This window comes from Phaeobacter sp. QD34_24, assembly GCF_028890115.1.
GTDB lineage: Bacteria > Pseudomonadota > Alphaproteobacteria > Rhodobacterales > Rhodobacteraceae > Phycobacter.
On the sequence record NZ_JARCJD010000007.1, the window covers coordinates 20,753 to 46,877 of the forward strand.

At 63.4% G+C, this 26,125-nt stretch carries 25 protein-coding genes; 11 read left to right on the top strand and 14 right to left on the bottom strand.

Annotated features, from left to right (window positions below):
* Nucleotides 1-42: 42 nt before the first annotated feature.
* The gene (locus tag PXK07_RS07285) at nt 43-585 is read right to left on the bottom strand and encodes a hypothetical protein (RefSeq protein ID WP_274847549.1); all 543 of its coding nucleotides are present in this window, start codon (nt 583-585) and stop codon (nt 43-45) included.
* A 405-nt stretch (nt 586-990) separates the two neighbouring features.
* Between PXK07_RS07285 and PXK07_RS07290 the strand changes: the two genes are divergently transcribed.
* Nucleotides 991-1,512: a hypothetical protein gene (locus PXK07_RS07290; protein ID WP_274847550.1), complete on the top strand. Its 522-nt coding sequence runs from the start codon at nt 991-993 to the stop codon at nt 1,510-1,512.
* Between the two features lie 115 nt (nt 1,513-1,627).
* Here PXK07_RS07290 and PXK07_RS07295 read toward each other — a convergent pair whose 3' ends face one another.
* From PXK07_RS07295 to PXK07_RS07320, 6 genes are all read right to left on the bottom strand, one after another.
* Complete coding sequence (locus tag PXK07_RS07295) at nt 1,628-2,965, bottom strand: S41 family peptidase (protein WP_274847551.1); 1,338 nt, start codon at nt 2,963-2,965, stop codon at nt 1,628-1,630.
* A 7-nt stretch (nt 2,966-2,972) separates the two neighbouring features.
* Nucleotides 2,973-4,133 carry a murein hydrolase activator EnvC family protein gene (locus PXK07_RS07300; protein WP_274847552.1) on the bottom strand — a complete coding sequence of 387 codons (1,161 nt, stop codon included), beginning with the start codon at nt 4,131-4,133 and terminating at the stop codon, nt 2,973-2,975.
* Complete coding sequence (gene gpmI, locus PXK07_RS07305; RefSeq protein WP_274847553.1) at nt 4,130-5,647, bottom strand: 2,3-bisphosphoglycerate-independent phosphoglycerate mutase; 1,518 nt, start codon at nt 5,645-5,647, stop codon at nt 4,130-4,132. The genes PXK07_RS07300 and gpmI overlap by 4 nt, the downstream gene beginning before the upstream one ends.
* A 155-nt stretch (nt 5,648-5,802) precedes the next feature.
* Nucleotides 5,803-6,198, bottom strand: coding sequence for a hypothetical protein (locus PXK07_RS07310; RefSeq protein WP_274847554.1), 396 nt, complete (start codon nt 6,196-6,198; stop codon nt 5,803-5,805).
* Nucleotides 6,195-6,443 (bottom strand): hypothetical protein, encoded by a 249-nt coding sequence (locus tag PXK07_RS07315; protein ID WP_274847555.1) that lies wholly within the window; start codon nt 6,441-6,443, stop codon nt 6,195-6,197. The genes PXK07_RS07310 and PXK07_RS07315 overlap by 4 nt, the downstream gene beginning before the upstream one ends.
* 66 nt (nt 6,444-6,509) lie before the next feature.
* Nucleotides 6,510-9,404, bottom strand: a complete 2,895-nt coding sequence (locus PXK07_RS07320; protein ID WP_274847556.1) for an error-prone DNA polymerase — start codon at nt 9,402-9,404, stop codon at nt 6,510-6,512.
* Between the two features lie 231 nt (nt 9,405-9,635).
* Here PXK07_RS07320 and PXK07_RS07325 point away from each other — a divergent pair, with 231 nt between their 5' ends.
* Nucleotides 9,636-10,100, top strand: a complete 465-nt coding sequence (locus tag PXK07_RS07325; RefSeq protein WP_274847557.1) for a DUF1203 domain-containing protein — start codon at nt 9,636-9,638, stop codon at nt 10,098-10,100.
* Nucleotides 10,101-10,298: 198 nt separating this feature from the next.
* Here PXK07_RS07325 and PXK07_RS07330 read toward each other — a convergent pair whose 3' ends face one another.
* The 3 genes from PXK07_RS07330 to PXK07_RS07340 all read right to left on the bottom strand — a co-directional run bounded on the left by PXK07_RS07330 (nt 10,299) and on the right by PXK07_RS07340 (nt 13,049).
* A complete protein-coding gene (locus PXK07_RS07330; protein ID WP_274847558.1) occupies nt 10,299-11,459 on the bottom strand; it encodes a calcium-binding protein in 1,161 nt (386 codons plus the stop codon).
* A gap of 180 nt (nt 11,460-11,639) precedes the next feature.
* Nucleotides 11,640-12,107 carry a GNAT family N-acetyltransferase gene (locus PXK07_RS07335; protein ID WP_274847559.1) on the bottom strand — a complete coding sequence of 156 codons (468 nt, stop codon included), beginning with the start codon at nt 12,105-12,107 and terminating at the stop codon, nt 11,640-11,642.
* Nucleotides 12,108-12,119: 12 nt separating this feature from the next.
* Entirely contained in the window at nt 12,120-13,049 is a 930-nt protein-coding gene (locus PXK07_RS07340) for an ABC transporter ATP-binding protein (protein WP_274847560.1), read from the bottom strand.
* A 71-nt stretch (nt 13,050-13,120) separates the two neighbouring features.
* Here PXK07_RS07340 and PXK07_RS07345 point away from each other — a divergent pair, with 71 nt between their 5' ends.
* Entirely contained in the window at nt 13,121-13,303 is a 183-nt protein-coding gene (locus PXK07_RS07345; RefSeq protein WP_274847561.1) for a zinc-finger domain-containing protein, read from the top strand.
* A gap of 90 nt (nt 13,304-13,393) precedes the next feature.
* Here the strand turns inward: PXK07_RS07345 and PXK07_RS07350 are convergent, their stop codons facing one another.
* The gene (locus PXK07_RS07350) at nt 13,394-14,299 is read right to left on the bottom strand and encodes a hypothetical protein (protein ID WP_274847562.1); all 906 of its coding nucleotides are present in this window, start codon (nt 14,297-14,299) and stop codon (nt 13,394-13,396) included.
* Between the two features lie 268 nt (nt 14,300-14,567).
* On the opposite strand from PXK07_RS07350, the gene PXK07_RS07355 reads away from it, so the two are divergent.
* From PXK07_RS07355 to PXK07_RS07385, 7 genes are all read left to right on the top strand, one after another.
* Nucleotides 14,568-14,753, top strand: coding sequence for a zinc-finger domain-containing protein (locus PXK07_RS07355; RefSeq protein ID WP_274847563.1), 186 nt, complete (start codon nt 14,568-14,570; stop codon nt 14,751-14,753).
* 81 nt (nt 14,754-14,834) lie between these two features.
* Entirely contained in the window at nt 14,835-15,320 is a 486-nt protein-coding gene (locus PXK07_RS07360; protein ID WP_274847564.1) for a flavodoxin family protein, read from the top strand.
* 294 nt (nt 15,321-15,614) lie between these two features.
* The gene (locus tag PXK07_RS07365; RefSeq protein ID WP_274847565.1) at nt 15,615-17,312 is read left to right on the top strand and encodes an alpha/beta fold hydrolase; all 1,698 of its coding nucleotides are present in this window, start codon (nt 15,615-15,617) and stop codon (nt 17,310-17,312) included.
* A gap of 104 nt (nt 17,313-17,416) precedes the next feature.
* Nucleotides 17,417-17,761, top strand: a complete 345-nt coding sequence (locus PXK07_RS07370) for a CBU_0592 family membrane protein (protein ID WP_274847566.1) — start codon at nt 17,417-17,419, stop codon at nt 17,759-17,761.
* A 192-nt stretch (nt 17,762-17,953) separates the two neighbouring features.
* Complete coding sequence (polA, locus tag PXK07_RS07375; protein ID WP_274847567.1) at nt 17,954-20,791, top strand: DNA polymerase I; 2,838 nt, start codon at nt 17,954-17,956, stop codon at nt 20,789-20,791.
* A 190-nt stretch (nt 20,792-20,981) separates the two neighbouring features.
* Entirely contained in the window at nt 20,982-22,550 is a 1,569-nt protein-coding gene (locus tag PXK07_RS07380; protein ID WP_274847568.1) for an adenylate/guanylate cyclase domain-containing protein, read from the top strand.
* A 76-nt stretch (nt 22,551-22,626) separates the two neighbouring features.
* Nucleotides 22,627-23,697 carry a bifunctional transcriptional activator/DNA repair enzyme AdaA gene (locus PXK07_RS07385; protein ID WP_274847569.1) on the top strand — a complete coding sequence of 357 codons (1,071 nt, stop codon included), beginning with the start codon at nt 22,627-22,629 and terminating at the stop codon, nt 23,695-23,697.
* An 8-nt stretch (nt 23,698-23,705) separates the two neighbouring features.
* On the opposite strand, the gene PXK07_RS07390 is transcribed toward PXK07_RS07385, so the two are convergent.
* The 3 genes from PXK07_RS07390 to PXK07_RS07400 all read right to left on the bottom strand — a co-directional run bounded on the left by PXK07_RS07390 (nt 23,706) and on the right by PXK07_RS07400 (nt 25,718).
* Nucleotides 23,706-24,074, bottom strand: coding sequence for a hypothetical protein (locus tag PXK07_RS07390; protein ID WP_274847570.1), 369 nt, complete (start codon nt 24,072-24,074; stop codon nt 23,706-23,708).
* 10 nt (nt 24,075-24,084) lie between these two features.
* Nucleotides 24,085-24,846 (bottom strand): DUF6478 family protein, encoded by a 762-nt coding sequence (locus tag PXK07_RS07395; RefSeq protein WP_274847571.1) that lies wholly within the window; start codon nt 24,844-24,846, stop codon nt 24,085-24,087.
* 110 nt (nt 24,847-24,956) lie between these two features.
* Nucleotides 24,957-25,718, bottom strand: a complete 762-nt coding sequence (locus PXK07_RS07400; protein ID WP_274847572.1) for a hypothetical protein — start codon at nt 25,716-25,718, stop codon at nt 24,957-24,959.
* 232 nt (nt 25,719-25,950) lie between these two features.
* Between PXK07_RS07400 and PXK07_RS07405 the strand changes: the two genes are divergently transcribed.
* Nucleotides 25,951-26,100, top strand: a complete 150-nt coding sequence (locus PXK07_RS07405) for a hypothetical protein (RefSeq protein ID WP_274847573.1) — start codon at nt 25,951-25,953, stop codon at nt 26,098-26,100.
* The last annotated feature ends 25 nt before the right edge of the window (nt 26,101-26,125 follow it).

Sequence of the window (26,125 nt, forward strand, 5' to 3'; positions counted from 1 at the left end):
ACTGGACTTCTCAGGCCGCCTGAAAAATACAGTTGCTAGGCTTTATGAGCCCGGGGCCGGACATGGGGGTTCCATCTTCGACGGGAGACGGTTTGTAACCGCAATCCGAAACGCGCCTTCGTCGTTCAAGAATGCCATGATGACCGCCAGTTGCCCATCTGCTCCGCAGCGCACCCTGACGGGGGCAAAGGTGCGGGGCGTGTCAAAAACCACTGCCTTGTTTCCGGGCCTTTTGACCAGATTGTACTGGATGCCTGCCCAGAAACCGATGAGAGAGGACGCTTCGCCGAGCTGCAATGGAGGCATGGCCGCAACGAGGCACATGAACCAATTCCCGTCTTGAGACACCGCGCTTGCAATAAGGGAGGCGCGCGGGTGTGTCACTGCCATTTCCCTCAATCCCTGAACCCTCACCAGCGGTTCCGCAGGATCAAACCCATCGAATGCCGTATTGTCCTGGTCGAAAACCAGGGCCTCGCACAGATCCGACATCTCCAGCCAATCGTGCGGCTGCCATCCTTGGGCAAGGGCCGGTGGTCCGAAAAGAATACTGACCAAGGATGACATTAAAATGATGTGCCGCATTGCTGCTCCTATTGTGCTCTGCCTTGGGGATAGCATGCGCCCCTCAGATCATCCAACAGGGTATGCGCCAGCCTGATGGTGGTCCGTCGTGCTGGGTCGCTTTTTCGGGGTCGGAACGTCGGAGGCCCGCCCCCGGAACGAGCGGATACCTGCCTGAGACATGATTACCGGTTGAGCGCCACGGGCGTTGGCGACAAGATTGAATCGGTCGCCCGGATCCCCGGTGCCAGCATCTGTCTTGCCGGGGGAGAACTGCCAGCAATTGGAGATGGCAGGGGGCAGACCATATCGACCTGCATGAAGGAGGAATGACACATGAGGGTTTGGGCGACAGCAGCAACGGCTGTTCTGATGGCATCTCAGGCATTCGCAGGCTCATACGAGGTGAGATGCGAGACACGGAAGGTGCCGTATCAGGAAACCGTGAAGGGGGGCAGCCCCGAAAAGATCATCGGCGGCGCGATCGTGGGTGGCGTGATCGGCAGGGTGGTGACCGACAAGAACGCCGGTGCGGCCGTCGGGGCCATCGTTGGCGGCGCCGTGGCCAATGAGACCAGCAAAAGCACCGTCACCAAATACCGGGATGTCGAGACCTGCACCAATGTGTTCATTCCCGATCGCATCACCGATACCGCGCAGCTGCAAAAGGTCTTGGCCGACCTGAACGCGGGCACTCCCGTCAGCAAGGAACTGACCATGGACGCGCAGTATACGATCGGTGTCGCCCATGACGGGCAGTGGGGGCCGAAGTCGCGCCTGGCGGCCGAGAAATACTTGGCAAACCTGGCTCCCGATGCGCCCCTCTATTCGCTGGTGGTCAATGATGTGGTCGTCGTCAGCTCGGCCGACGTCAATGCAATCAATCAGATCAAGGACGCCCTGCTGGAAGCCGGAGTTGCCTCGCAGATCTTCGTCGATCTGGAGTGACGCGCCGCAGGCCGTCTGAAGCCCGGGCCGACCGGCCCCGGCCACTCTGGATAAAACAAGGAAAAAGGCCGCCCCGAACAGGGCGGCCTTTTCTATTCTTGCCTTCAAGACCGGATCAGTCGTTCGGACCCAGCGCCGACAGGCCCTTCAGGATGTCGATGGCATAGGCCAGCTGGTAATCCTGTTCGCGCAGTTCGGCGGCTTTTTCGGCCTTTTCGCGATCCTCTTCGATCTGGCGGATCTCGTCCTCGGTCAGGCTGTCATTGTTCAGGCGCCCGCGCAGATCCGCCTCGGACCGGGAGCGGTTCGCGGCCGAGGCGTCCTCTTCCTCTGCACCGACGCGGCGGCGGGGCTGTTCCACCACGATGTCGGGGCTGACACCCAGCGCCTGGATCGAGCGACCCGAGGGCGTGTAGTAGCGCGCCGTGGTCAGGCGCATGGCGCCATCGCCGCGCAGGGGCATCACGGTCTGCACCGAGCCCTTGCCGAAGCTCTTGGTCCCCACCACGATGGCGCGGCGGTGATCCTGCAGGGCGCCTGCGACGATTTCCGAGGCCGAGGCCGAGCCGCCGTTGATCAGCACCACGATGGGCTTGCCACCCGACAGATCGCCCGGCGTTGCATTGAAGCGTTCGCCATCTTCCGGATTACGGCCCCGGGTCGAGACGATCTCGCCACTGTCGAGGAAGCTGTCAGCCACCTGGATCGCCTCGGTCAGAAGGCCACCGGGGTTGTTGCGCAGATCCAGCACGATGCCGTTCACCTTGTCGATGCCGCCTGCGGCCTCGATCTGTTCCTTCAGGCCGCTTTCCAGGTTGGGTGTGGTCTGGCGGTTGAAGGTGGTGATGCGCATCACAACGGTGTCGCCCTCGGTGCGGGCGCGCACGGCAGTGAGCTTGATGGTGTCGCGGATGATGGACACATCAAAGGGCTCCGACTCGCCTTCGCGCACCACGGTGATGATGATCTCCGATCCCACCGGGCCGCGCATCATATCCACCGCCTCGTCCAGCGACAGGCCAAGCACGCTTTCGCCGTCCACATGGGTGATGAAATCGCCGGCCTCGATGCCGGCCTCATCCGCCGGGGTGCCATCGATGGGGGAGACCACCTTGACGAAGCCCTCTTCCTGGGTGACCTCGATCCCCAGGCCGCCGAATTCGCCCTTGGTCTGCACCTGCATGCTGGCCGCATCGTCGGGAGACAGGTAGCTGGAATGGGGATCCAGCGACGACAGCATGCCGCCGATGGCCGCCTCGATCAGCTCTTTCTCGTCGACCTCTTCCACATATTGGGCGCGGATCCGCTCGAAGATATCGCCGAATAGATCCAGCTGCTCATAGACTGTCGCCTCGCGGGCGCCTTCCTGGGCCAGAAGAGGGCCTGCCACATATGTGGTTGCCACGATCCCTGCCAGCGTGCCGCCAAATGCGGCCATCGCAAATTTTTTCATGAAACCTTCATCCACCTTTTCCGGCGTCGAACCATGTTTCAGGATCCACCGGACTGTTGTCCATTCTGACTTCTATATAGAGCGTTTCTGTGCGGTCAGTTCCACCCCCTTCACCAATTGGTGACAAAATCGCGCTGACCTGGGGGTTCTGACCGCCCATCAGCCCGACCGGAGTGCCCTCGGGGATGACCTCACCTGCCGCGCCATAGACCTCGGCCAGGCCCGACAGGATGAACAATGTGTCGGGCTGTGGCTCCAGAATCATCACATTGCCGAGGTCCAGCAGAGGCCCGCGATAGCGGATCGTCGCCGCCGTGGGAGAGGTCACCAGAGCCCGTGGACGCGCCGCCACCAGGATGCCGGGGCGGGCAATCCCGGCTGCATCGCGCGCGCCATAGCTGCGCAGCACCAACCCTTCGACCGGCAGCGGCAGCGTGCCGCGCAGGTCGCTGACATCGGCCTGGCTTTCGATCACCTCCCCTTCGGCAATCTCCGCCAGACCGCTGGCAAAGCCGGTCAGCGTCTCGGTCGAGGAAATCAGTACCGCGGTGCGCATCGGGTCCTCGGTAAAGCGTTTCGGCAGATCGGTGCGGTCGGCAATGGCGGTAGAGAGGTCCGTGCGGGCGCTCTGAATGCCGCTGAGGCCCAGTCGCAGCTTGTCCGCCGCTGCCTGTTGCAACAGGCGCAGGGTCTGCACCTCTTCCAGGTCGCCGCGCAGGGCTTCGGCCCGGGCGTTCAATCCCGGTGTCACCTCGGCCAGCATCATCGCCGAGCGCGCCGCCCCCAGCGGCCCCGAGGGGTGTAGCATCAGCACAGGCGCGGAAGAGGTTTCGATGGTCTGGATGATGCCCAGGAGTTCGGCCACCTCATCTTCGCGGGCGCTGAGCTGCGCCAGAAGCTGGGATTCGCGCCGCGCCACGCCGCGCAAGCCGTCGCGCATGGCGGCCAGCCCCGCCTCATAGGCGCGGATGGTCTCGCTCAGCGCCTTGACCCGGTCGCGGGCGCTGCCGGCCTCCTCCAGTTGCAGGGTGGCCGCTTCCAACTGCTCTGCCGCCTGACGCGCCGCGCGCGCAGCCTCCGTTTCGGCCTGCGCCGACACGGCCAGTGCCAGGCAAAGCGCGAGACCACGGATGGGGCCGCGGCAAATGCTGGCGGCGCGCCGGATCATGCGAGCAGGCTCTCGCCGGTCATCTCTTCCGGCTTGGGCAGGCCCATCAGCGCCAGCAGGGTGGGGGCCAGATCCGCGAGGCGGCCATCGCGCAAGGTCGCCCCTTCGGGACCGCCCACCAGCGCCAGCGGCACCAGGTTGGTGGTATGGGCGGTATGGGCGCCGCCGGTGACGGGATCGACCATCACCTCGCAATTGCCGTGATCCGCCGTCACCAGCATGGCGCCGCCCGCCTTTTCCAGCGCGGCGACGACCTGTGTCAGCCCCTGATCCACTGCCTCGCAGGCCTTGATCGCGGCTTTGATGTCTCCGGTGTGGCCGACCATATCGGGGTTGGCGTAATTGGTGACGATCAGGTCATAGCCCTTCTCGATCGCCTCGACGAACTTCTCGGTCACCTCGGGGGCGGACATCTCGGGCTGCAGATCGTAGGTCGCGACCTTTGGCGATTTCGGCATGTAGCGGTCCTCGCCCACCTCGGGTTCTTCCTTGCCGCCGTTGAGGAAGAAGGTCACATGCGGATATTTTTCCGTCTCGGCCAGGCGGAACTGGGTCAGCCCCTGTTTGGCGACCCATTCCCCCAGGGTGTTGACGATGGGCGCCTTGGGATAGCAGGTGGTCATATAGGCGTTGTGACCGTCAGAGTATTCCACCATGCCCAGAAGCGCCGCCAGATCGGGCCGCGCGCCGGTGTCGAAATCGGCAAAGCCCGGCTCCCCGATGGCGCGCAGGATCTCGCGCGCACGATCCGCGCGGAAGTTGAGGCAGAAGAAGCCGTCGCCGTCCCTCAGCCCGTCAAAGCCCGCTACAACGCTGGCGCCGATGAATTCATCGGTTTCGGACTGGTTATAGGCGTGATCCACCGCGTCATGGGCACCGCGTACCCGGCGGCCCTCACCCTTGATCATGGCATCATAGGCTTCCTTCACCCGCTCCCAGCGGTTGTCGCGGTCCATGGCGTAATAGCGCCCCGTCACCGTGGCGATGCGGGCGCCCTCGGGCATCTTCTCTTTCAGCTCTTCGAAATAGCCATAGGCGGATTTCGGCGCCACATCGCGCCCGTCGGTGACCGCATGCAGCCAGACCGGCACGCCCGCATCCCGGATCGCTTTGATCGCCGCCAGGATATGGGTGATATGCCCGTGTACGCCGCCATCCGAGACCAGCCCCATCAGATGCGCGGCACCGCCTGTTTTCTTCAGCTTGGCGATGAAGTCCTGCAGGGCGCCGTTCTGAAAGAAGGAGCCATCCTCGATGGCAAGGTCGATCTGGCCCAGATCCATCGCCACCACCCGGCCCGCGCCGATATTGGTGTGGCCCACCTCGGAGTTGCCCATCTGCCCCGAGGGCAGCCCCACATCCGGCCCATGGGTGATCAGCCGCGCGGTGGGGCCCTTTTCCATGATCGCATCGAAGGTGGGTGTATTCGCCATATGGGGCGCATTGGCCACCCCCGGCTCCCCTGTGCCCCAGCCGTCAAGAATGCAAAGAACAACGGGTTTGGGTCTGCTCATCGGTAGGTCTCCGCCATGATCGGGCTGTTTCAGCGTTGAGATGCCTTCTACAGGCTTGCCGTGGATTGGGAAACCGCCGTTAGCGCCAGATGCGGCAAAGCTGCGCTGCGGGAGGCTCTCCTTGGCCGCCTATGTAGGCACGTCTCCGGCCCGTTTCACCCCATGCGCGGCAAAAGCGGCACCCGGCGGGCCAGATCTGAACCCAAGGTTTCTGCCTCATAGAATGGCGACAGGGGAGCCGGAGCCAGAAGATCCGCATTGCCGTCCAGAAACGCCTCGGCAGTGTCGTAATTCCCATTGGCCATGCGCTCGGCTGTGAGGCTCAGAAAGCCCAACGTCACGGTGGCGTTGAACTTTTCCGGCACCCCGGCATTGCTGGCCAGTTGCCGCAGGCCCCTGGCATAGATCGCTATCCCCTCGAAAACCTCGTGGGCCGACAGGATCTCATAGGCGACACCCAGATGCGCGCGATGGCTGAACCCCTCTGGCCCCAGGCGCCCTTCGGCCAGTTCCCGGGCCATCTGCGGATAATCGGTGCGTTCAAGGCTCATTCCGGATCCTCCGTCAGGCTGTGGCTGTCGGCGGCCGTCAGGTCCAGCTCGTATACCCCGCGCAGCGCGGCGATCTTTTTCAGCGTCGCATCTGAGAAGGGCGCCTTTCCCTCAAAGGCATGCAGCGCCATTCCCTCCACCAGCTCGGCCACCGAGATATCGAGATATTCCGCCAGCGCCTTCATGGTCTTCAAAAGCCGCGCCTCGATCCGCAGGCCGGTTTGTACACGTGTGACTGTCTTCATGGCGCTCTCCTTGCTCCTGAAGGGGGATATAGGAGAATGCATGTGTGTTATCAAGGTACCAAGGTGTCAATCTTGGGGCGTCAGGATATGCCGCAGCAGCGCCACCGGATGGGCTCGCAGGGACAGGCGCAGGGCGACGTAATCCTCCACCACCTCTTCGCCCAGGGTCATCTGCGGCAGGTGGGCGGCGGGCTCGTCGATGGCCTCGCCCTCCAACTCGCGCTCGAACAGGGGCAGGGGTTTCTTCGCGGTGATCGCCTTGGCCTGCCACAGCGCCTCGCGCCGCGACAGTCCCAGCACGGCAAAGGCATCGGCCTCGGCCAGCCGTTCGATCACCGGCGGCGGCAGGCCCGCCTTGCGCCAGACATCCTGTACCTCGGTGTAGCCATTGCCGCGCGCCGCGGTCAGCCAGCTGATGTCCTCGTCGCTGAGCCCCTTGATCTGCCGGAACCCCAGCCGCAGCGCCAGCCCGCCTTGCCCGTCCGGCTCCATCACATTGTCCCAGTAGCTGGCGTTGATGCAGATCGGGCGCACCTCGACCCCATGGGCGCGGGCGTCCCGCACGATCTGCGCGGGCGCGTAGAAGCCCATCGGCTGGGAGTTCAGGAGCGCGCAAGCAAAGATCCCCGGATGGTGGCATTTGATCCAGGCCGAGGCATAGACCAAGAGCGCGAAGCTGGCCGCGTGGCTTTCGGGAAACCCATAGGCGCCAAAGCCTTCGATCTGGGAAAAGCAGCGTTCGGAGAAATCGGCGTCATAGCCATTGCGCGCCATGCCGCGCAGGAACAGGCTGCGGAACTCGGACACGTTGCCGTGCTTCTTGAAGGTCGCCAAGGAGCGGCGCAGCCGGTCTGCCTGTTCGGGGCTGAAGCCCGCCCCCACCATGGCGATCTGCATCGCCTGCTCCTGAAACAGCGGCACACCCAGCGTCTTGCCCAGCACCTCTCCCAAAGCATCGGAGGGGAACTCCACCGCCTCCTCCCCGTTGCGGCGGCGAATGTAAGGGTGGACCATGTCGCCCTGGATGGGGCCGGGGCGGATGATCGCCACCTCGATCACCAGATCGTAGAAATTGCGCGGCCGCATGCGGGGCAGAAAGTTCATCTGCGCCCGGCTTTCGACCTGGAAGACGCCAATACTGTCGGCGCGGCACAGCATGTCATAGACCGCCGGATCCTCGGGCGGCAGCGTCGCCAAGGCGTAGTCCAGCCGGTGATGCTGGCGCATCAGGTCAAAGGCCTTGCGGATGCAGGTCAGCATGCCGAGGCTCAACACATCGACCTTGAGGATGCCCAGCGCGTCGATATCGTCCTTGTCCCATGAGATGACCGTGCGCCCCTCCATGGTGGCGTTCTCGATCGGCACCAATTCGTCCAGACGGCCTGCGGTGATGATGAAACCGCCCACGTGTTGCGACAGGTGGCGGGGAAAGCCGATGATCTGCCCCACCAGATCCAGTGTCTGGCGCAGGCGCGGGGCGTTCGGGTCCAGGCCGATCTCGCGCAGGCGGGCGGCACTGGCGCCGCTGCGGTCAAAACTCCCCCAGAGCTGCGAGGACATGGCGGCGATGGTATCCTCGCTCAACCCCATGGCGCGGCCCACCTCGCGGATGGCGCGCTTGCCGCGATAGTGGATCACGGTTGCACAAAGCCCCGCCCGATGGCGGCCGTAGCGCTCATAGATCCACTGGATCACCTCCTCGCGGCGCTCATGCTCGAAATCCACGTCGATGTCGGGTGGCTCGTCTCGTGCCTCGGAGACGAAGCGTTCAAAGACCATGGTTCCGGTCTCGGGGCTGACCGAGGTGACGCCCAGGCAGTAGCAGACCACCGAATTGGCCGCCGAGCCGCGCCCCTGGCAGAGGATCCCGCGCGAGCGCGCGAAATCGACGATGTCGTGGACAGTCAGGAAGTAAGGCTCGTATTTCAGCTTGGCGATCAGGGTCAGCTCATGCTCCAGCATGGCGCGGACCTTTGCCGGGGCACCGGCCGGATAGCGCCAGATCAGCCCCTGTTCGGCCAGGCGGCGCAGGCGCTGGGGCGGGGTTTCACCTGCAAGCCCCTCATCCGGGTAGTCATAGCGCAGCTCGTCCAGCGAGAAGGTGAGCCGCGCCGCCAGATCCTGCGCACGCATCAGCGCACCTTCATGGCCCCGGAATATGCGCGCCATCTCTTCCGGCGCGCGCAGGCGTTGTTCCGCATTGGCAAGGGCGGCGCGGCCCAGATCCTCCACCCGGCAACGCAGGCGGATGGCGCTGAGCACATCGGCAAGGCGGCGGCGTGATCCGTGATGCATGCGCGGGGCGGCGCTGGCCACCGTGGGCAGGCTCAGCTCATCGGCAAGGGCAGCAAGCCGGGCAAAGCGGCGCCCATCCCGCCCGTCATAGGCCGGAGACATCATCAAGTGCATCCGCCCGGCAAAGCGGCGCGTCAGGCCTTCCATATGCGGCTGCCATCCCCCCGCGCCGCCCGGCCAATGCTCCGCCTGGGGCAACAGGAGCAGGTGGAGACCTTCGGAAAATGCCAGGAGGTCGGACAGCTGCAACAGGCAGGTGCCTTTCTCGGCCCGCAGCCGCCCGGTCGACAGCATGCGGCAGAGGCTCCCCCAGCCGCTGCGATCCATGGGCAGGGCGATCACTGGCGGCGTATCGGTAAAAACCAGCCGCGCCGCCGGGATCAGACGCGGCACCGCGTAGATCGGGAATGAGGGCGCGGGCGGCACATGCGCAGGCCGTGGCGGACCGATGGGGCTGTTGCGCCGGTCCCAGGCCTGCCGCTCAGCCACGCGGCGGGCAATGTCACGCGCCGCGCTATGGGCGCGCACGATCCCGGCGACCGAGTTCTCATCGGCGATCGCCAGCGCTTCGATCCCCAGCTCCACCGCACGCGCCACATACTCCTCCGGGTGGGAGGCCCCGGTGAGAAAGGTGAAGTTGGAGAGAATCGCGAGTTCAACAGACATGACACCTATTACATATTCATGTTTTGTTCTCATTTCGAGTCATCGCGCTCACCATGGAGCCCCCTCCCGCGGATCACGCCCGCAGGGGGATCCGCGCCACGCCCAACCGGGGAAAACCCGGCTCTGCCGGTTTTGACACGGGCGGGAGCTTCCCCCCCAACCAGATGCGCAGGATCCGGGTCGCTCGGCCCTGCCACCGCTGGCAATGTCGCGTCAAAACAGGAGACAGACATGCTGAAGATCACCGCCCTTGCCACCGACACCACCCGCGCCCTGCAGGCTGGAGGTCCGGATGCCAACGGCCAGACACCGGAGCGCAGCCTGTCGGATGGCGGCGGCAACCCCTGCCGCCATTGCCTGCGCTATATCCCCAAGGGCGCGGAGATGCTGATCCTCGCCCATCGTCCTTTTCCCGCGCCGCAGCCCTATGCGGAACTCGGCCCCATCTTCCTATGCGCCGAGGGTTGCCCGCGGCACGACGGGGAGGAGATGCCCGAGGTGCTGCAAGGTTCCCCCGACTACCTGATCAAGGGCTACAGTGCAGACGACCGCATCGTTTATGGCACCGGCATGGTGGTGGAGCGGGAGCACATGATGGCGCAGGCCAAGGAGATCTTCACCGATCCCCGCGTCGCCTATATCCACATCCGCTCCGCCCGCAACAACTGCTATCAGGCACGGATCGACCGGGGGTGAATGCAAATGGGGCTGCGCCTGGCCGAGGTGGGGGCGGGCGGGGCTGCCCGGCCTATCGGCCGGACACAGGCCTGTACCTACAGCGCCTTCCCCATGGCAAAGTTGTGCAAGACCACACCCGGCGCGGAAAATCGTGGCGGCCCCGATCGGTGATGCCCTCCCCCCGGGAAGAGGAGCCGTGAAATACTGGGCCTTAGCCTAGATAAACTCGATGGAAATCTCTCCCGGAGACAGGGTCACCCCTTCGAGGCGGATGGTGCCATTTCCATGTTCGATGATGGTGTCACCATCCTCGACGTAGATCGTGGGCGTCGCCTGGATCGGGTCCAGAAACTGCAGGGTGTCCTGGCTCGGGTCAAAGTCGGTGATCACATCCTGACCGGCGTAGGTTGGATCTCCGACATTGGTCCGAAAGACAAAAACATCGGCGCCCGGACCACCCGATAATGTGTCATTGCCCGAACCGCCATTCAGGGTGTCCTTTCCGGGCCCGCCGATCAAGATATCGTCGCCGCCTTTGCCTGACAGCGAGTCATCGCCTTTGTATCCCCAGAACTTGTTATTCTTGCTGTCACCCGTAAAGCTGTCGTCCCCCCCAGAGCCTCGGATGTGTTCAACACCGGAAATGGTGGTAATCTCGATGTAGCTACTCCCTGTCTCAAGCGCGGTCACCGTTGATTCAATGGTAGAGTTTCCCAGGTCCACAACATACTCAAGGCTGTAATACTCACTGTAGAACTGATCGAAATCATCGTTTTCCAAGATCAGCAAATCACGACGCCCGGCACCGCCGATGATGCTGTCGTCTGACGCTTCCTGCCTTGCGGAACTGGCCGTCGCATCGGGCTCCAGAAGGGTCGAGGCGTTGAAAATAAACCGGTCATTCCCCTTGCCACCCTTGAGCACATCCTGCGCCGCGGTGGTTTCCATGATGTCGGTGCCGTTTGAGCCAATGACCTTGTGAACGCCACGCGTCATTTCCGACATGAAGTCCGAGAATGTCCCGTCGCCATAATTGTATGCTGGAAAGAACTCGGAGCCTTCATTTGTGACCGCGCCCGCCGCCGCGATCAGGTTTTCCAGGCGAAACCTGACACCGGTGATTGACGTCAAGGGTGCGGAAAAGCTGGAGTCGTAAATCTCGATCCCGGTGACTTTTCCGGTGACGGCCCCGGTCACGCTATCCCGTTGCAAGTTCCGGCCCAGAAATTTTACGAATACGTCGCCGCCGAAATTGTCGCCGCGTGTCACGCTCTGCTGGTCAAACGAAAATGTCCAACTGTTGCTAGAGCCGTTCAGAACATCCAGAATAACGCGCTGATAGCTGGAATTGATCGTACCATTACCAAGAACCTTCATACCGTTTTCCTTTAACAAACTGGCGCTAAAGGATGTGTCTAGATGGACAGATATTCCCCTAGCAGATCAACTTGAAACCAATGCTACGCCCGTGTGTTGCTCCAGGCAAGCCTGAGGCCTGCCATCCCGAACCCTGCACGGACATGCGGCCAAGGCAGAGAGAGCCACAGTCGCCACCTATCAGGGTGACTTCTCCATGGCATAGTTGTGCATGGAAACGCCCCGGCGCAGGAAATCGCGGCGGCCCTGATCGGTGAAGCCTTGCCGCAGGAAGAAGCGGCGGGCGGCTTCGCTGGCCTCGACGTAGAGGCTGGCAAGACCAAGCCTGCGGGCCTCTTGTTCCAGCGCGGCATAGAGCGCGGCGCCATTCCCCGTGCCCGCGTGATCCGGTGAAATGTAGAAACAGTCGATATGGCCGTCGGGCTCCAACTCGATAAAGCCCTGCGCCACATCCGCCTGATCCGCCGCGACCCAAGTGGTCCGACCATCGCGGGCGCGCTGTCGGATCACATCGGCGGGGGCTTCCTCCGGGCTCCAGGCGGTGCATTGCGCGGGTGTGTAGTCGCGGGCGCCGATGCCGTGCACGGCGGCATGAAAGATGCGGCCCCACTCAGCCGCATCGCGGTCCTCGAAGGGGCGGATGCGCATCGGGGGTGCCCCTCAGGTGGATTTGGTGAGGGCGAGAAAGACATCCTCCAGATCCGCCTCTTCCGTCTTCACATCGCGGATGGTGATCCCGGCGGCGCGCACGGCGGCCAGCACCTCTTCGGCGCTGGTTTGCTGGCTGTGATAGCGCAGAACCACGGCACCATCGCCGCGCAACTCGGCCTCGATCCCGGCCCCCTGCGGCAGATCCGTCACCGCAGAGGCCGGATGCACCACCATCGCGCGGGCATCCAAGCGCCCCAGGAGATTGCTGGTCGAATCCCGCGCCACCACCTCGCCCTGGTTGATGATGGCGATCTCGTCGCACATCTCCTCGGCCTCTTCGAGGTAATGGGTGGTCAGGATGATGGTCATGCCCTGCAGGTTCAGCTTGCGCACATTGTCCCAGAGCATCTGGCGCAGCTCGATATCCACCCCGGCGGTGGGTTCATCCAGCACCAGGATATTGGGGCGATGCACCAGCGCCTTGCCCAAGAGGAGCCGTCGCCGCATACCGCCCGACAGGGTGCGGGCATAGGCTTCGGCCTTGTCCTTGAGCCCGATCATCGCCAGGATCTCGTCGCTGTAGCGTTCGGATTTCGGCACGCCGTAAAGGCCCGCCTGCACCTCCAGCGCGCCGCGCGGGGTGAAGAAGGGGTCCAGGTTCAGCTCCTGCGGCATCACCCCGATCGAGGCGCGGCTCTGGCGCGGGTTCTCGTCCTGATCGAACCCCCAGATGGTCACCTTGCCGCTGGTTTTCACCACCAGCCCGGCCAGGATATTGATCAGCGTGGACTTGCCCGCGCCATTGGGACCCAAGAGGCCAAAGACCGACCCGCGCGGCACCGTCAGGTCGATGCCCTTCAGCGCATGTTTCTCGGGCTGGCCCTTCGACCCTTTGTAGGTTTTGCGCAGGCTTTCGATCCGGATCGCATCATCAGTCATCGCGGCTCTTGCTCCCTTGGCTCTCCTGTCGGATAAAGCCCCTAACCCATCAGCAAGAGGATCGCCAGCCGATGACCATCGAAGCGCCAGAAACCAAGATCGTTGCCAGCTACCGTGTCGCCTGTGACGGCGGCGAAGGCGCGTTGGGGCATCCGCGGGTCTACCTGCAGATCCCCGAGGATACCGGCTGGGTCGAATGCCCCTATTGCGACTGCAAGTACATCCACAAGGACTTCGAGGACAAGGCGGCCTGAACCGCCACCCCGATCCAAATGACAAAGGCGCCCCGGCAATCCGGCGGCGCCTTTGTTGTTCCTGGCCGTGATGTCCGGCCGGATGCGGGGTCAGAGGAGGTCGATATCCTCTTCCTCGGGCATCGGATCATCCTCTGCCGGGCTGTCCGTGCCGGGCTCAAGGCTCAGAGCTGCCATCAGGTCAGACCCGTCGGTCGCGTCAGATGCGAGCGACGACATCCCGTCCTCAATCGCCGCATCATAGGCCGCCAGCAGATCATCCGCGGTTTCAAAGCCGCCCTCAGGCGCATCAAGCCGGAACTCCTCCACAAGGGAGCCATCCTCGGCGGTCTGGTAGAAGACAACGGATTGCAACGCGCTCACATCGCCACCGACCTCTTCGGATGTAAAATAGGACAGGTAGTTCTCGAAGGTCGGTTCGGTGCCTTCGGGCAGGGCCAGATTACCATAAGGGTTCGGGTCGGGTTCTTCACCTAGGATATAGGTCCCGCCCAAGGGATCGCCCGCGTCCGAGAACTCCTCACCGAAGAAGACCTTTTCGTAAACGGGATCTTCTTCCGGCTCCTCCGGCTCTTCGGGATCATCGGAAACCGCCTTGATCGACCCCGCATCGGTGGTGGTCGAGGTGGCGCGGATTCCAAAGACGTCGATCTCATCGAGGCTGTCGACATCCAGCGTCAGGGTGAGCGTATCGCCCGCCTCAAGGTAGGTTTCCTTGTCGGCGCCCTCAGGCCCAAGCCCCGGATCGCTCAGCTTTACGGCCTCGTCCCACTGGATCGTCTCACCGTCCAGCCGCGTTCCGTTCATGTTCAGGGGGCCGCCAAGAGATGCGCTTGATCCCGAGAAGTCATCATCGCCGAAATAGATCGCGTTCACATCCATGGCCCCATCGGACACGGAAATATCAGCGAATATCTGTCCGTTCTGTTCATAGAGGGTGACGGTGTAAGACAGCCCCTCGACCGAATATGTGAACGCCTTTGCATGATCAGGCATGGTGCCCCCCTTTACGCAGCAGAATATTGCAGGGGCGCCCCTCTGCAGCTTTCGCCCCGACACGGAATTGGGTGAATTTAGCACAAATTCACGACAAAAGGGGGGCGGATGTGCGCTCAAACGGAAACAGAGCGTTTACGCTTGGGAAAGGGTGAACCCGAAAGAGACAGGTTCAGGTCCGGATCGCACCATCAGTCATCGCGGCTCTTGCTCCCTTGGCTCTCCTGCCGGATAAAGCCCTAACCATCTGCAAGAGGATCGTCAGCCGATGACCATTGAAGCGCCAGAAACCAAGATCGTTGCCAGCTACCGTGTCGCCTGTGACGGCGGCGAAGGCGCGCTGGGCCATCCGCGGGTCTACCTGCAGATCCCCGAGGATAGCGGCTGGGTCGAATGCCCCTATTGCGACTGCAAGTACATCCACAAGGATTTCGACGGCAAGGCGGCCGAGTGATCTGCCACATCTGATCCAGGCACCTGATCCCGGCAAGGTTTGGCAGGGCTGAAAACGCAACCGGGAAGGCGGGCGGCAGCAATGGCACAGCTCTTGATCGTGTATCACTCGCGCACCGGCGGCAGCCGTCAGATGGCAGAGGCGGCCGCCAAGGCTGCGCGCGCTGAGATCTCCACCACGCTGAAGGCGGCGGAGGGGGCCGAGCCCGAGGATCTATTGGCCCATGATGGCTATATCTTCTGCGCGCCCGAGAACCTGGCGGCCTTGTCCGGGATGATGAAGGAATTCTTTGATCGCTGTTACTACCCGGTGCTGGGGCGGATCGAGGGGCGGCCCTATGCGCAGATGATCTGCGCAGGATCTGACGGCGCCAATGCCGCCCGGCAATGCGCGCGGATTGCCACAGGCTGGCGCCTGAAGGAGGTGCAGCCGCCGCTGATCATCTGCACCGATGCCCAGACGCCGGAGGCGATCCTGGCCCCCAAGGTGATCCCGCAGGAGGCGCTGGAGCGCTGTCAGGAGCTGGGCCTGGCGATGGGAGCGGGAATGAGCATGGGGGTGTTTTGACACCTGCCGCCCCCGCATGCGCCTAGCCCGCCTGGTTGCGGATGTGATCGCAGGCTGAGACTCTGCCCTAGAGATTTTCCCCTTGACGATCAGGGGGCGGCTCTGGCTCCCCTATGTCTGGCCGATCCTGCCTTGGTCCAATTGTGTCTGGCCCATGTGCAGCGGAGCGCCTTGGCGGATCCTGTTGCATGTCTGGTCGGCTTTTATCCATTTCACGGTGCCGCAGCTTTGCGCGCCAGGCCGGTTTCATCCGGTTTCATATTGTTTGGGAATGCTATTGTGACGGTGAAGGCGTTGACCAAGACCCAAGGAGAAGAAGACGCCCAGACTGCTTTGATTCAGGCGATCTACGAGGTTGCCATCGATCCCCATGTCTATGACCGAATGGTCGATCTCTGGGGGCGCCATCTGCTGCACACCCTGGGCGAGGATCTGCAAAGCCCGCAGGACCTGTCGCCCGAGGTGGCCGAGCACCTGCTGCGGGCCTTTGAAATCCTGGACCGGCTGGGACGAAAGGAGCAACCCGCGGCAGCGCCCTTGGACCTGCAGCCGTCAAAACGGGCCGAACTGCGGCTGTCGCAAGGCGGAAAGATCCTCGATGCCAGCCCGCTGGCGGTCGAAAACCTGGGGGCGACGGTCGGCCAATCGGTTTTTGATCTGGCCCTGTCACCGGAAAGCGCCACGCGCCTGAACCAGCAGCTTGGCAGCCCCGCCAGCAATGACATCTACGTCTTCTTCGCCAAGGGGGACAAACACCCGTTTCCGATGGTGCGGCAGATCCCTTCGGACGCGGCGGGTGCCTGTGATGTCATCCTGACCGCGCTGCACAATACATGGACGGAGGCCCATGATCAGACCCTGCGCCAGATGTTCGGACTGACGGTGGCCGAAACCCGTGTGGCGCGTGAGCTGCTGACCGGCGCCACCCTGCCAGAGATCGCCTCCGTCACCGGGCGGTCGGTCGATACGCTCAGGACCCAGCTCAAGTCGATCCGCCGCAAGACCTATACCTCCAACCAGCAGCAGCTGGTGCGCATCATGACGGGGCTGGAGGCGCTGATCGCACCGGAGAGCAGCGCCTGCGAAAACACCGGTCGGACGGATCACGTCTTTCTTCTGCCGGATGGCCGCAAGATGGCCTATCGCTGCTTCGGCCCGGACCGGGGCCTGCCCTGCCTGTTCATCCACAACATGCTGAACGGACCGAATTTCCCCGCCGCCCTTGTGCGTGACATTCACCGGCTGGGGATCCGCCTGATCTGCCCCATTCGCCCCGGCTTTGGCAGCAGTGACCCTGATCCCGTCACCAAGGCCCACCCCAAGGAGGCGCCGGATCGCTTCTGCGCCGATGTGACGGCCTTTCTGAAGCACCTGGGCCATGCCCGTGTCGTGGCCGTCGGCCATATGTCCGGCGCGCTCTATGCCTATCGGCTGGCGCAGCTGCATCCCGATCTGGTTGCCGGTGTCTTCAACATCTCCGGCGCGGTGCCGATCACCGACATGCGCCAGATCCGCGCCATGCATTATCGCCAGCAGGTGATGGCCCTGACCGCCCGCTTTACGCCGCGCATGCTGCCCACCCTGCTGCGGGCGGGTATTTCCCAGATCGATTCCGGCGGGGTGGAGGCCTTCCTTAATGCGCTTTACCGCCGGGGAACCCCGGACCGGGCCATCGCGGAACGGGTGGAAAACCGCGACATGCTGTTCACCGGGTTTCGCCAGATCATCCAGCAGGGGCACCATAGCTTTGCCATCGACTCCTACCATGTGGTGCGCGACTGGTCGCGCTATTGCGACGGCCTGCAGCAGCCGGTGACGCTCATTCACGGGGCGACGGATCCGGTCGTCACCGAGGACAGCGTGCGGCAGTTCGCCGCCCGCATGGGGTTTGATGCAGAGGTCCATTCGAATGTCGGCCAACTGGTGCTCTACCACAAAAGCCGTGAGGTTCTGCAGGGTCTCAAAGAGCTTGCGGGTAAAACGCTGGGATAATTCCCCGCCAATCCGACCGTCAAAATCAGCGGCCTTACCCCATCCGGGGTATGACGGCGGAATGCGGCTTTGAATAACTCCTCGCAAGATTTGCGGAGTGCGTTATGAAAGATCTTATTTCGGTTTTGCAGGGCCATCCGGAAACGCTACAAGCAATTGGTGTATTTGGATTTTCCCTGTATATTACCGCCTTTACCCTGCTGCAGACCGGCAGGATCTGCGGCAATAGCGCTGCCTATACCTGTTTCGTGGTCGTGGCGGCCTCTTGCGTGTTGATCAGCCTGGTCAGCGCCTTCAACCTGGCCGCCTTTCTGATCCAGTCCAGCTATGTCTGCATCGGTCTTTTTGGTCTCGGCCGGCGTCTGCTGATCCACCGCATGAAGCAAGACCGCTACCGCTCGCCCCCGCTGAGACAGTCCTTCGCCGCCGCCATGCGCAAGTCACACTGAGCGATCCCGCGGCTCCGGCTCGCAGGGGCACTCTCCCACAAGGCACCTTGCTTCCTGCCCCTGCATCCTGCCCCGGCGGTCTTACCTCCTGCCGGGGCAGGCATTTCCCGCCCCCCGCCCCAGGGACGGCGAAAGGACAATTGCCCTCCCCGGCCCGATCACCGATAACGGGGCCAAAGGGGAGTATCGGCCATGAGCGAGACGCAATTCGGCAAGGGATGCCATCTTCATCTGATTGATGGGTCTGCCTTCATCTTTCGCGCCTATCACGCGCTGCCACCGCTGACACGCAAGTCGGACGGTCTGCCGATCGGTGCCGTCGCGGGGTTCTGCAACATGCTGGTCAAATATATCGAGACCAGCACCGGCTCCGATGCGCCCACCCATGTGGCGGTGATCTTCGATCACTCCGGCAAGAGCTTCCGCAACGATCTTTATGATCTTTACAAGGCCAACCGTCCGCCCGCGCCCGAAGACCTGCGGCCGCAGTTCCCGCTGACCCGCGATGCCACCCGCGCCTTCAACATCGCCTGCAAGGAGATCGAGGGTTTCGAGGCCGATGACATCATCGCCACCCTTGCTCATCAGGCGCGCGATGCGGGCGGGCGCTGCACCATCATTTCCTCGGACAAGGACCTGATGCAGCTGGTCGGCGGCGGCGTCGAAATGCTGGATGCGATGAAGAACAAGCGCATCGACAGCGACGGCGTGGTGGAAAAATTCGGCGTCGGCCCCGAGCGTGTCGTCGATGTGCAGGCCCTGGCCGGCGATAGCGTCGACAACGTGCCCGGCGCGCCGGGGATCGGGATCAAGACGGCGGCCCTGCTGATCAACGAATACGGCTCGCTCGAGGATCTTCTGGACCGGGCCGAAGAGATCAAACAGCCCAAGCGCCGCCAGACCCTGATCGAGATGCGCGACCAGATCGAACTGTCGAAAAAGTTGGTGCAGCTCGACTGCGACATGACCCTCGATTTCACGCTGGAGGATCTGGAACTGCGCGAGCCGGATCCCGATACGCTGCTGGATTTCCTGGCGCAGATGGAGTTCCGCACCCTCAGCACCCGCATGGCCAAGCAGATGGGCCGCGAGGCGCCGGTCATCCCAGAGGTGAAAGCCCCCGCAGGCTCTCCGGTCGAGGACACCCCGGCAGAGGCGGTGCCCTTTGACGCCGAAAAATATGAATGCGTGCGCGATGGGGAAGCCCTGCAGGCATGGATCGACCGCATCCGCCATCGCGGTTGGGTCGCCTTTGATACGGAAACTACCGGGCTCAATGAAATGACCGCCGATCTGGTGGGTGTCTCCTTGAGCGTTGAGCCGGGCGAGGCCTGCTATATCCCGCTCACCCACAAGGCCGAGGCGAGCAAGGATGATCTCTTCGGCTCTGACGCCCTGGCCGAGGGGCAGATGGATTTCGACACCGCCCTGTCGATGCTGAAGCCGGTGCTGGAGGATCCCGCGATCCTGAAGATCGGCCAGAACATGAAATACGACGCCAAGATCATGGTGCGCCAGCGTGGGTCTGGCTTTGAAGATGGCATCGTGGTCGCGCCCTATGACGACACCATGCTCCTGTCCTATTCCCTGCATGGCGGTGAGCACGGCCACGGCATGGACACGCTGTCCGAACGCTACCTGGATCACACGCCGATCCCGATCAAATCGCTGCTGGGCACCGGCAAATCCGCGATCACATTCGACCGGGTGCCGGTGGCTGACGCGGTGCCCTATGCGGCCGAGGATGCCGATATCACCCTGCGCCTGTGGAAGCTGTTCAAACCGCAGCTGCACCGCGAGAAGGTCACCACCGTCTATGAAACGCTGGAACGCCCCCTGTCGCCGGTTCTGGCCCGGATGGAGCGTCAGGGCATCAAGGTGGACCGCGACACGCTCAGCCGCATGTCCAACGCCTTTGCCCAGAAGATGGCCGCCCTTGAGGATGAGATCCACACACTTGCGGGCGAAAACTTCAACGTGGGCAGCCCGAAACAGCTGGGCGAGATCCTGTTCGACAAAATGGCGCTGCCCGGCGGCAAGAAGGGCAAGACCGGCGCCTATGCCACCGGCGCCGATATCCTGGAAGAGCTGGCCACCGAACACGAGTTGCCCGCCCGCGTGCTGGACTGGCGGCAGCTGTCGAAGCTGAAATCGACCTACACCGATGCCTTACAAGATCACATCAACCCGGAAACGGGCCGCGTTCATACCTCCTACGTGCAGACCGGCGCCAACACCGGGCGGCTGGCCTCGGCGGATCCGAATCTGCAGAACATCCCCGTGCGATCCGAGGAAGGCCGCCGCATCCGCGAGGCCTTCGTGGCCGAAGAAGGCAACAAGCTCCTGTCGCTCGACTACAGCCAGATCGAGCTGCGCATCCTGGCCCATGTGGCCGATATCGGCACCCTGAAACAGGCCTTTGCCGATGGGCTGGATATTCACGCCATGACCGCGTCTGAGGTGTTCGACGTACCGCTGGATGAGATGACGCCGGACATTCGCCGCAAGGCCAAGGCGATCAACTTCGGTGTGATCTACGGCATCTCGGGCTTTGGTCTGGCGCGCAACCTGCGCATCCCGCGGGCAGAGGCGCAGGGCTTTATCGACCGATACTTCGAGCGCTTCCCCGGCATCCGCAAATATATGGACAGCACCGTGGAATTCGCCAAGGAACACGGCCATGTGCAGACCCTGTTCGGGCGCAAGATCCACACGCCCGAGATCAACGCCAAGGGGCCGCGCGCGGGCTTTGCCAAACGGGCGGCGATCAACGCGCCGATCCAAGGCACCGCCGCCGATGTGATCCGCCGCGCCATGATCCGCATGCCGGATGCCATCGCCCATCTGCCCGCCAAGATGCTACTCCAGGTCCACGACGAATTGATCTTTGAAGTGCCCGAGGGTGCGGTGGAAGAGACTATCGAAACCGCCCGCCGGGTGATGGAAGGCGCTGCCGATCCGGCGGTGCATCTGGATGTCAAACTGACCGTCGATGCAGGGCAGGGGGATAACTGGGCCGAAGCGCACTAGCCCCAGAGAAGCCTTGGTGGCTCCTGCGCCTCACCTGCTGCGTGCGGGCTGCCGGTCAGCAATTGGGCAAGGTCTCGGCTCTTTTTGATTCCGTGCGGCTTGCGTCTTCAGCCGTGTTGCCAGAATGGTGGCTGGCTTCTAACCTGAGCCTGGCTTCCGGTGGGCGGGGCATTTCAGGTGAGGATGTGCATTGGACCGGCTTGGGCGTTACTTTCTGGACCGGCCCTCGTGGCTGATCGTGCTGGTGACCGTGGCGCTGGTGGCCTTGCCGCTGGCGGTCTGGCTGGATCTGCGGGCGCTGTCGGATGAAACCCTGCGGCGCCAGGCGACAAGCCTCAACGGTATCGTTTCCTCGGTGCGCTCATACTATGCACGTAATGTGGTGCAGCGGGTGGTGACATCGGATGTCGAAACCCAGGCCCTGCACAATTACCTGGAGGTGGAAGGCGCCATTCCGATCCCCGCCACCCTGTCCTTGGAACTGGGTGAGGCGATTGGCGAAGCCGAGGGCGATGTGCGCTACCGCTTTGTCTCGGACTACAGTTTTGCCGATCGCCCGCCGCACGTCCTGAGCCCGTTTGAACGATCCGCGCTGGAGCAGTTCCGCTCCAACCCGGACGGAGAGCCCTTCCTGGTCCATTCCACCGGCAATATCCGCAATCGCGAGATCACCCTGGCCACGCCGGTGGTGATGGCGGGCGCCTGCGTGGAATGCCACAACGCCCATCCCAAAAGCCCGAAACAGGACTGGAAGGTGGGCGATGTGCGCGCCGTGCAGACCGTCACCGTGCGCCAGCCGGTGGCGCTCAATCTCTGGTCCTTCAAATGGCTTTTGCTCTATTTCGCGGTTGCCGGCTCCATCGGCCTGCTGTTTGCCATGGTACAATTCCGCCTTGCGGGGCGGTTCAGCCGCATGAATGCGGAACTGGCGGCCAACAACGCCTTTCTGGCGGATATCTCGCTGAAGATCTCCAAGTACCTGTCGCCGCAGGTCTATAAATCGATCTTCTCGGGCGAAAAGGATGCGTCGATCTCGACCGAGCGCAAGAAGCTGACGGTGTTCTTTTCGGATATCAAGGATTTCACCGCCACCACCGAGCAGATGCAGCCCGAGGAGCTGACAGCGCTTCTGAACCAGTATTTCTCGGAGATGGCCAAGATTGCCGAGGCGCATGGTGCCACCATCGACAAGTTCATCGGCGATGCCATCGTCGCCTTCTTTGGCGATCCCGAAACCCGCGGCGCGCGCGAGGATGCCCGGGCCTGCGTGAAGATGGCGCTGGCCATGCAGCGGCGACTGGCAGAGCTGGAAGCGGACTGGAGCCGCCAGGGGCTGGAACACCCCTTCAAGGCGCGCATGGGGATCAATACCGGCTATTGCAACGTGGGCAACTTCGGTTCGGAAGAGCGGATGGATTACACCATCATCGGCGCCGAGGCGAACCTGGCGGCGCGGCTGGAAAACATCGCAGAGCCGGGCGGCATCGTGATGAGCTACGAGACCTACGCCCATGTGCGCGATATCGTCGAGGCCACACCCGGCGAGCCGGTGCAGATGAAGGGGATCGCCCGCAGCATCGTGCCCTATCACATCAAGAGCGTGACGCCCGATCCGGTTGCTGCCCCCGTCGCTGCGGTGGAAGAGGGCGATACGCTGACCCTGGATCTGAAGGCACTGGATGAGGCAACGCGGGACATCCTGCGCTGCGCCGTTCACGAGGCGCTGCGCAAGGCGCTGGATGGAAAGACAGCGGGCTGAAGCTCCTACGCCATTTTTTGAAATCAACGCCCGGAAACCGGCGGCACCAGCTAGCGCGCTGGGCTAGGGTGGCCCCATGATGTTCGACCTGCCTGATTCCAAAACCCTCTATGCGGCGCTCTTGGCGCGCGATGAGGCTTACGAGGGGCGCGCCTATGTGGGGGTGAGCTCGACCGGGATCTTCTGCCGCCTGACCTGCCCCGCGCGCAAACCGAAGTTCGAGAACTGCCACTTCTTTGCCACGCCCGGCGCCTGTATCGAGGCGGGCTTTCGCGCCTGCAAACGCTGCACGCCCCTGGCGGCGGCCGCCAGGGAGGACCCCATGGTGCAGCGTCTGCTTACGGCGCTGGACAAGCGGCCCGCTTATCGCTGGGGAGAGGCGGATCTGGTGGCCATGGGGCTGGACCCGTCTACGGTGCGGCGCAGTTTCCGGCGCCACTTCGGCATGACCTTTCTCGACATGGCCCGGCAGCGGCGCCTGCGCGAGGGTTTCACCACGCTGAAGGCGGGCGAGCCGGTGATCGCGGCGCAGATCGAGGCGGGGTTTGACTCTCCGTCTGCGTTTCGTGCGGCCTTTGCCCGTCTGACCGGGCTGGCGCCGGGGAGTTTCCGCTCGGATGCGCTCTTGCTGGCCGATTGGATCGACACGCCATTGGGAGCGATGATCGCGGTCAGCTGTGCACATCGGCTGCACCTTCTGGAGTTTGCCGACCGCAAGGCCCTGCCGCGGGAAATGGCGCGGCTGCAGGCCTCGCAGCCCGGCGGCATCGGCTTTGGCCGCCCCGCGCCCACCGATCAGGTGGCCGAGGAGTTGCGGCTCTATTTCAGCGGAAAAAGCGCCCACTTCAAAACTCCGCTGGCGCTGCATGGCACGGCGTTTCAACGCGCGGTCTGGACCTATCTGCAGGACATTCCCGCCGGAGAGACCCGCAGCTATTCGCAGATCGCCAGGGATCTGGGGCGTCCTTCCGCGACCCGCGCGGTGGCGCGGGCCAATGGGGCGAACCAATTGGCCGTGGTGGTGCCCTGTCACCGGGTTCTGTCGGCGGATGGCAGCCTCACGGGGTATGGCGGCGGCCTATGGCGCAAGCAACGCCTGATCGAGATCGAGGCCCAGCTGGCGTGCAGCAGGGGCACGGCGGCCTGAGCGGGCGTTCAGGCGGTTTCCACGCAGTGGCGGCGGAAGGCCCGTTTCAGCATGTCGAGTTCCGCGCGCAAAAGGTCCACCTCGGTGCGCAGGTCCTCGGCCTCCACATCACCGCCGATCAGGGTGAAATGGGCCAGCTTCTCGTCTTCGGCTGCGGTCGCGATCACGAAACTATGCACCCCGTCGGCGATGGCCTCCTGCGGGACGGGGATGGACAGCTCCCATTCGCCAGCGGTCTGCGCCGCGGCAAGGCTGATCCCTTCGACAGGCTGGTCGAGGTAGAGCACCTTGATGTCAGGCGCCGTGTCGGCGCCGGTCACGCGGCCTTCCCAGGTGCCATTGCGAAAACGGATTTTGGTGACGGTCAGATCGCTCATGTCACGTTTCCTAAAGGTTGGCGCGGCGGTGGCGCGCAAAGGTCAGATCCCGCAGGATCACCTGGTTCATTTCAGGGGCTTCGAAAATCAGATCAAGCCAGGCGGACTGGATGCGCTTTTCGTTGAGATTGGAGTAGGCCAGATCGAATTCCACCGCCACGCGGCGTTCGCCCAAAGGCAGCTCGCGCACGATCTGTTCGGTGTTGGGGCCGTGGCTGATGTTCAGCCGGGCAAAGATCTCCAGCGGTTTTTCGGTTTCCACGATGGTGTCAAAGCGGATCAGGTGCTGGCGAGTCAGGCCCTGGACCGCCTCCTGCGGCAGGGCAATCACCAGCGACAGGAAAGAGCCGTCGAAGTTGAACACATCCATGCGCAGCCCGAAGGGGGCAAGATCCTCTTCCCGGCTGTTGCGCAGCTGGCGCAGAGTCAGTTCCGAATAGGCGCAGTCGTGGAACATCTGCACCTCTTCACCCAGCTTGGCCTTGGAGGGCACCGAGGATCGCCCCGGCACCGGCAGCGGGCCGCGCCAGGCTTCCGGGCGCCAGGACCAATCGGTGCCATGCGGCGTCGGGAAGGTATTGGCTCCGATATGCGGCAGTGCCAGCCGACCTTCGGCGACATGGATGAGCTGGTCCAGGTGCGTTTTCAACTGCCGCGCCTCGCCGCGGGTGTTGCGCAATGCGGACAGCGTCGCGGTCGGCGCCTCTGCGGCGGCGCGACGCCAGTGGCGCAGGGATCTGCGGTGCAGCAGTTTGTCCAGGATCCTGCTCATATCTCGTCTTCTGACCGTTCGTGTCGTGCCGGTTTCACCGGTTTGCTTCGGGGCGATCGAAAAAGAGCGCGGCCCAAAGCGGCAATCCTTTGCAATCTAGCCTTTGAACGTCAGTCAAATAAACCTGCAATCCGCTTGGCAAGGGAGAGTTTTTTTCCCGGTGCGGTTTGATCCGCCGTCGTTGCGCCGGTCTTCGATGTCGGGCGCGCCAGCGGACGCAAGGCGCCACCAGCCGTGCGCCGGGGTGCGCCTAGGGTCGCAGGCGTGGCCGCGGGTTTGGGGGCTGTCGCCTGTTTGACAGTTGTCGGCGCAGAGGCGGCACGGGTCAGCCGTGTCATCTGCTCCAGCACCTCGGCGCCGCGAGGGCCCAGAAGGGGGCTGTCCTCCGGCGCGTAGAGCGCCAGCAGGATCACGTGATCCTCCAGCAGAAAGGCGCCGCGCCAATGTTGCGAGCTGGCGCCCTTGGCGCCATGGCCTGCCATATCCAGCTTGACCAGCGGCAGCGCCCCGTCCTCGCGCTGGTCCAGAACTTGGGCGCCGGGCACGCTTGCGGCCAGATCCGATAGCTTAGGGGCTGGAACGCCTGCGGGTGCCGCTCCCAATGTGGCGGTGATGATGGCGCCGCCGCCAAGGGAGGAGAACAGATTGCCCCCGCCCAGCCGGTCGCAGCGGGGCAGCAGCGCAAAGCCATTGGCGGCGTCGCGTCTGAGCATCTTCTTGTCAAAGCAATAGCCCCGTGGCGCTGCCAGGGTGATTTCGGCGCCATTCATGCGGGCTTCGGTCGGTTTTGCGCCGGTGCCGGTGCTGCCCGCAGCGGCAAAGGAGAAGCCGCCCTCCGGCAGGTCCGAGCAGGCAGAGACAAGGAGGGACATAAGCAGGCAGGAGGCCGCCATGGCATAGGCGCGGCCTGGGCGTCGGCTCCGCTTGCCTGCCCATGTTTGGGCAAGGGCCCTGGCCCCTATGGTCGCTCTGTTGCCCAGCTGTGCTGCTCCCCCGGCGTCAGATTATTTCGCGCCCCAACAGGAATAAGTGCCCGAGCCGTTCAGGACAAGAAATAAGACGGCCCTTTGCCCCGTAATCCTGTGCCCCGTGACCCTTTGCCCCGTGACCCTGCGCCCTGTGACCCCGCGCATTGGTGCCGCGAAATACAGGGCGGGGATCGAAAGCGATGTCAACGCCGCCCTGCGCCTGCTAGAGACGGTGGCAGGCCATCTGGCCAATGCCGAGGGCACAGCAAGGCGCCCGGGGGTGTAGCCGGACCCCGAACGGGACCGGGACA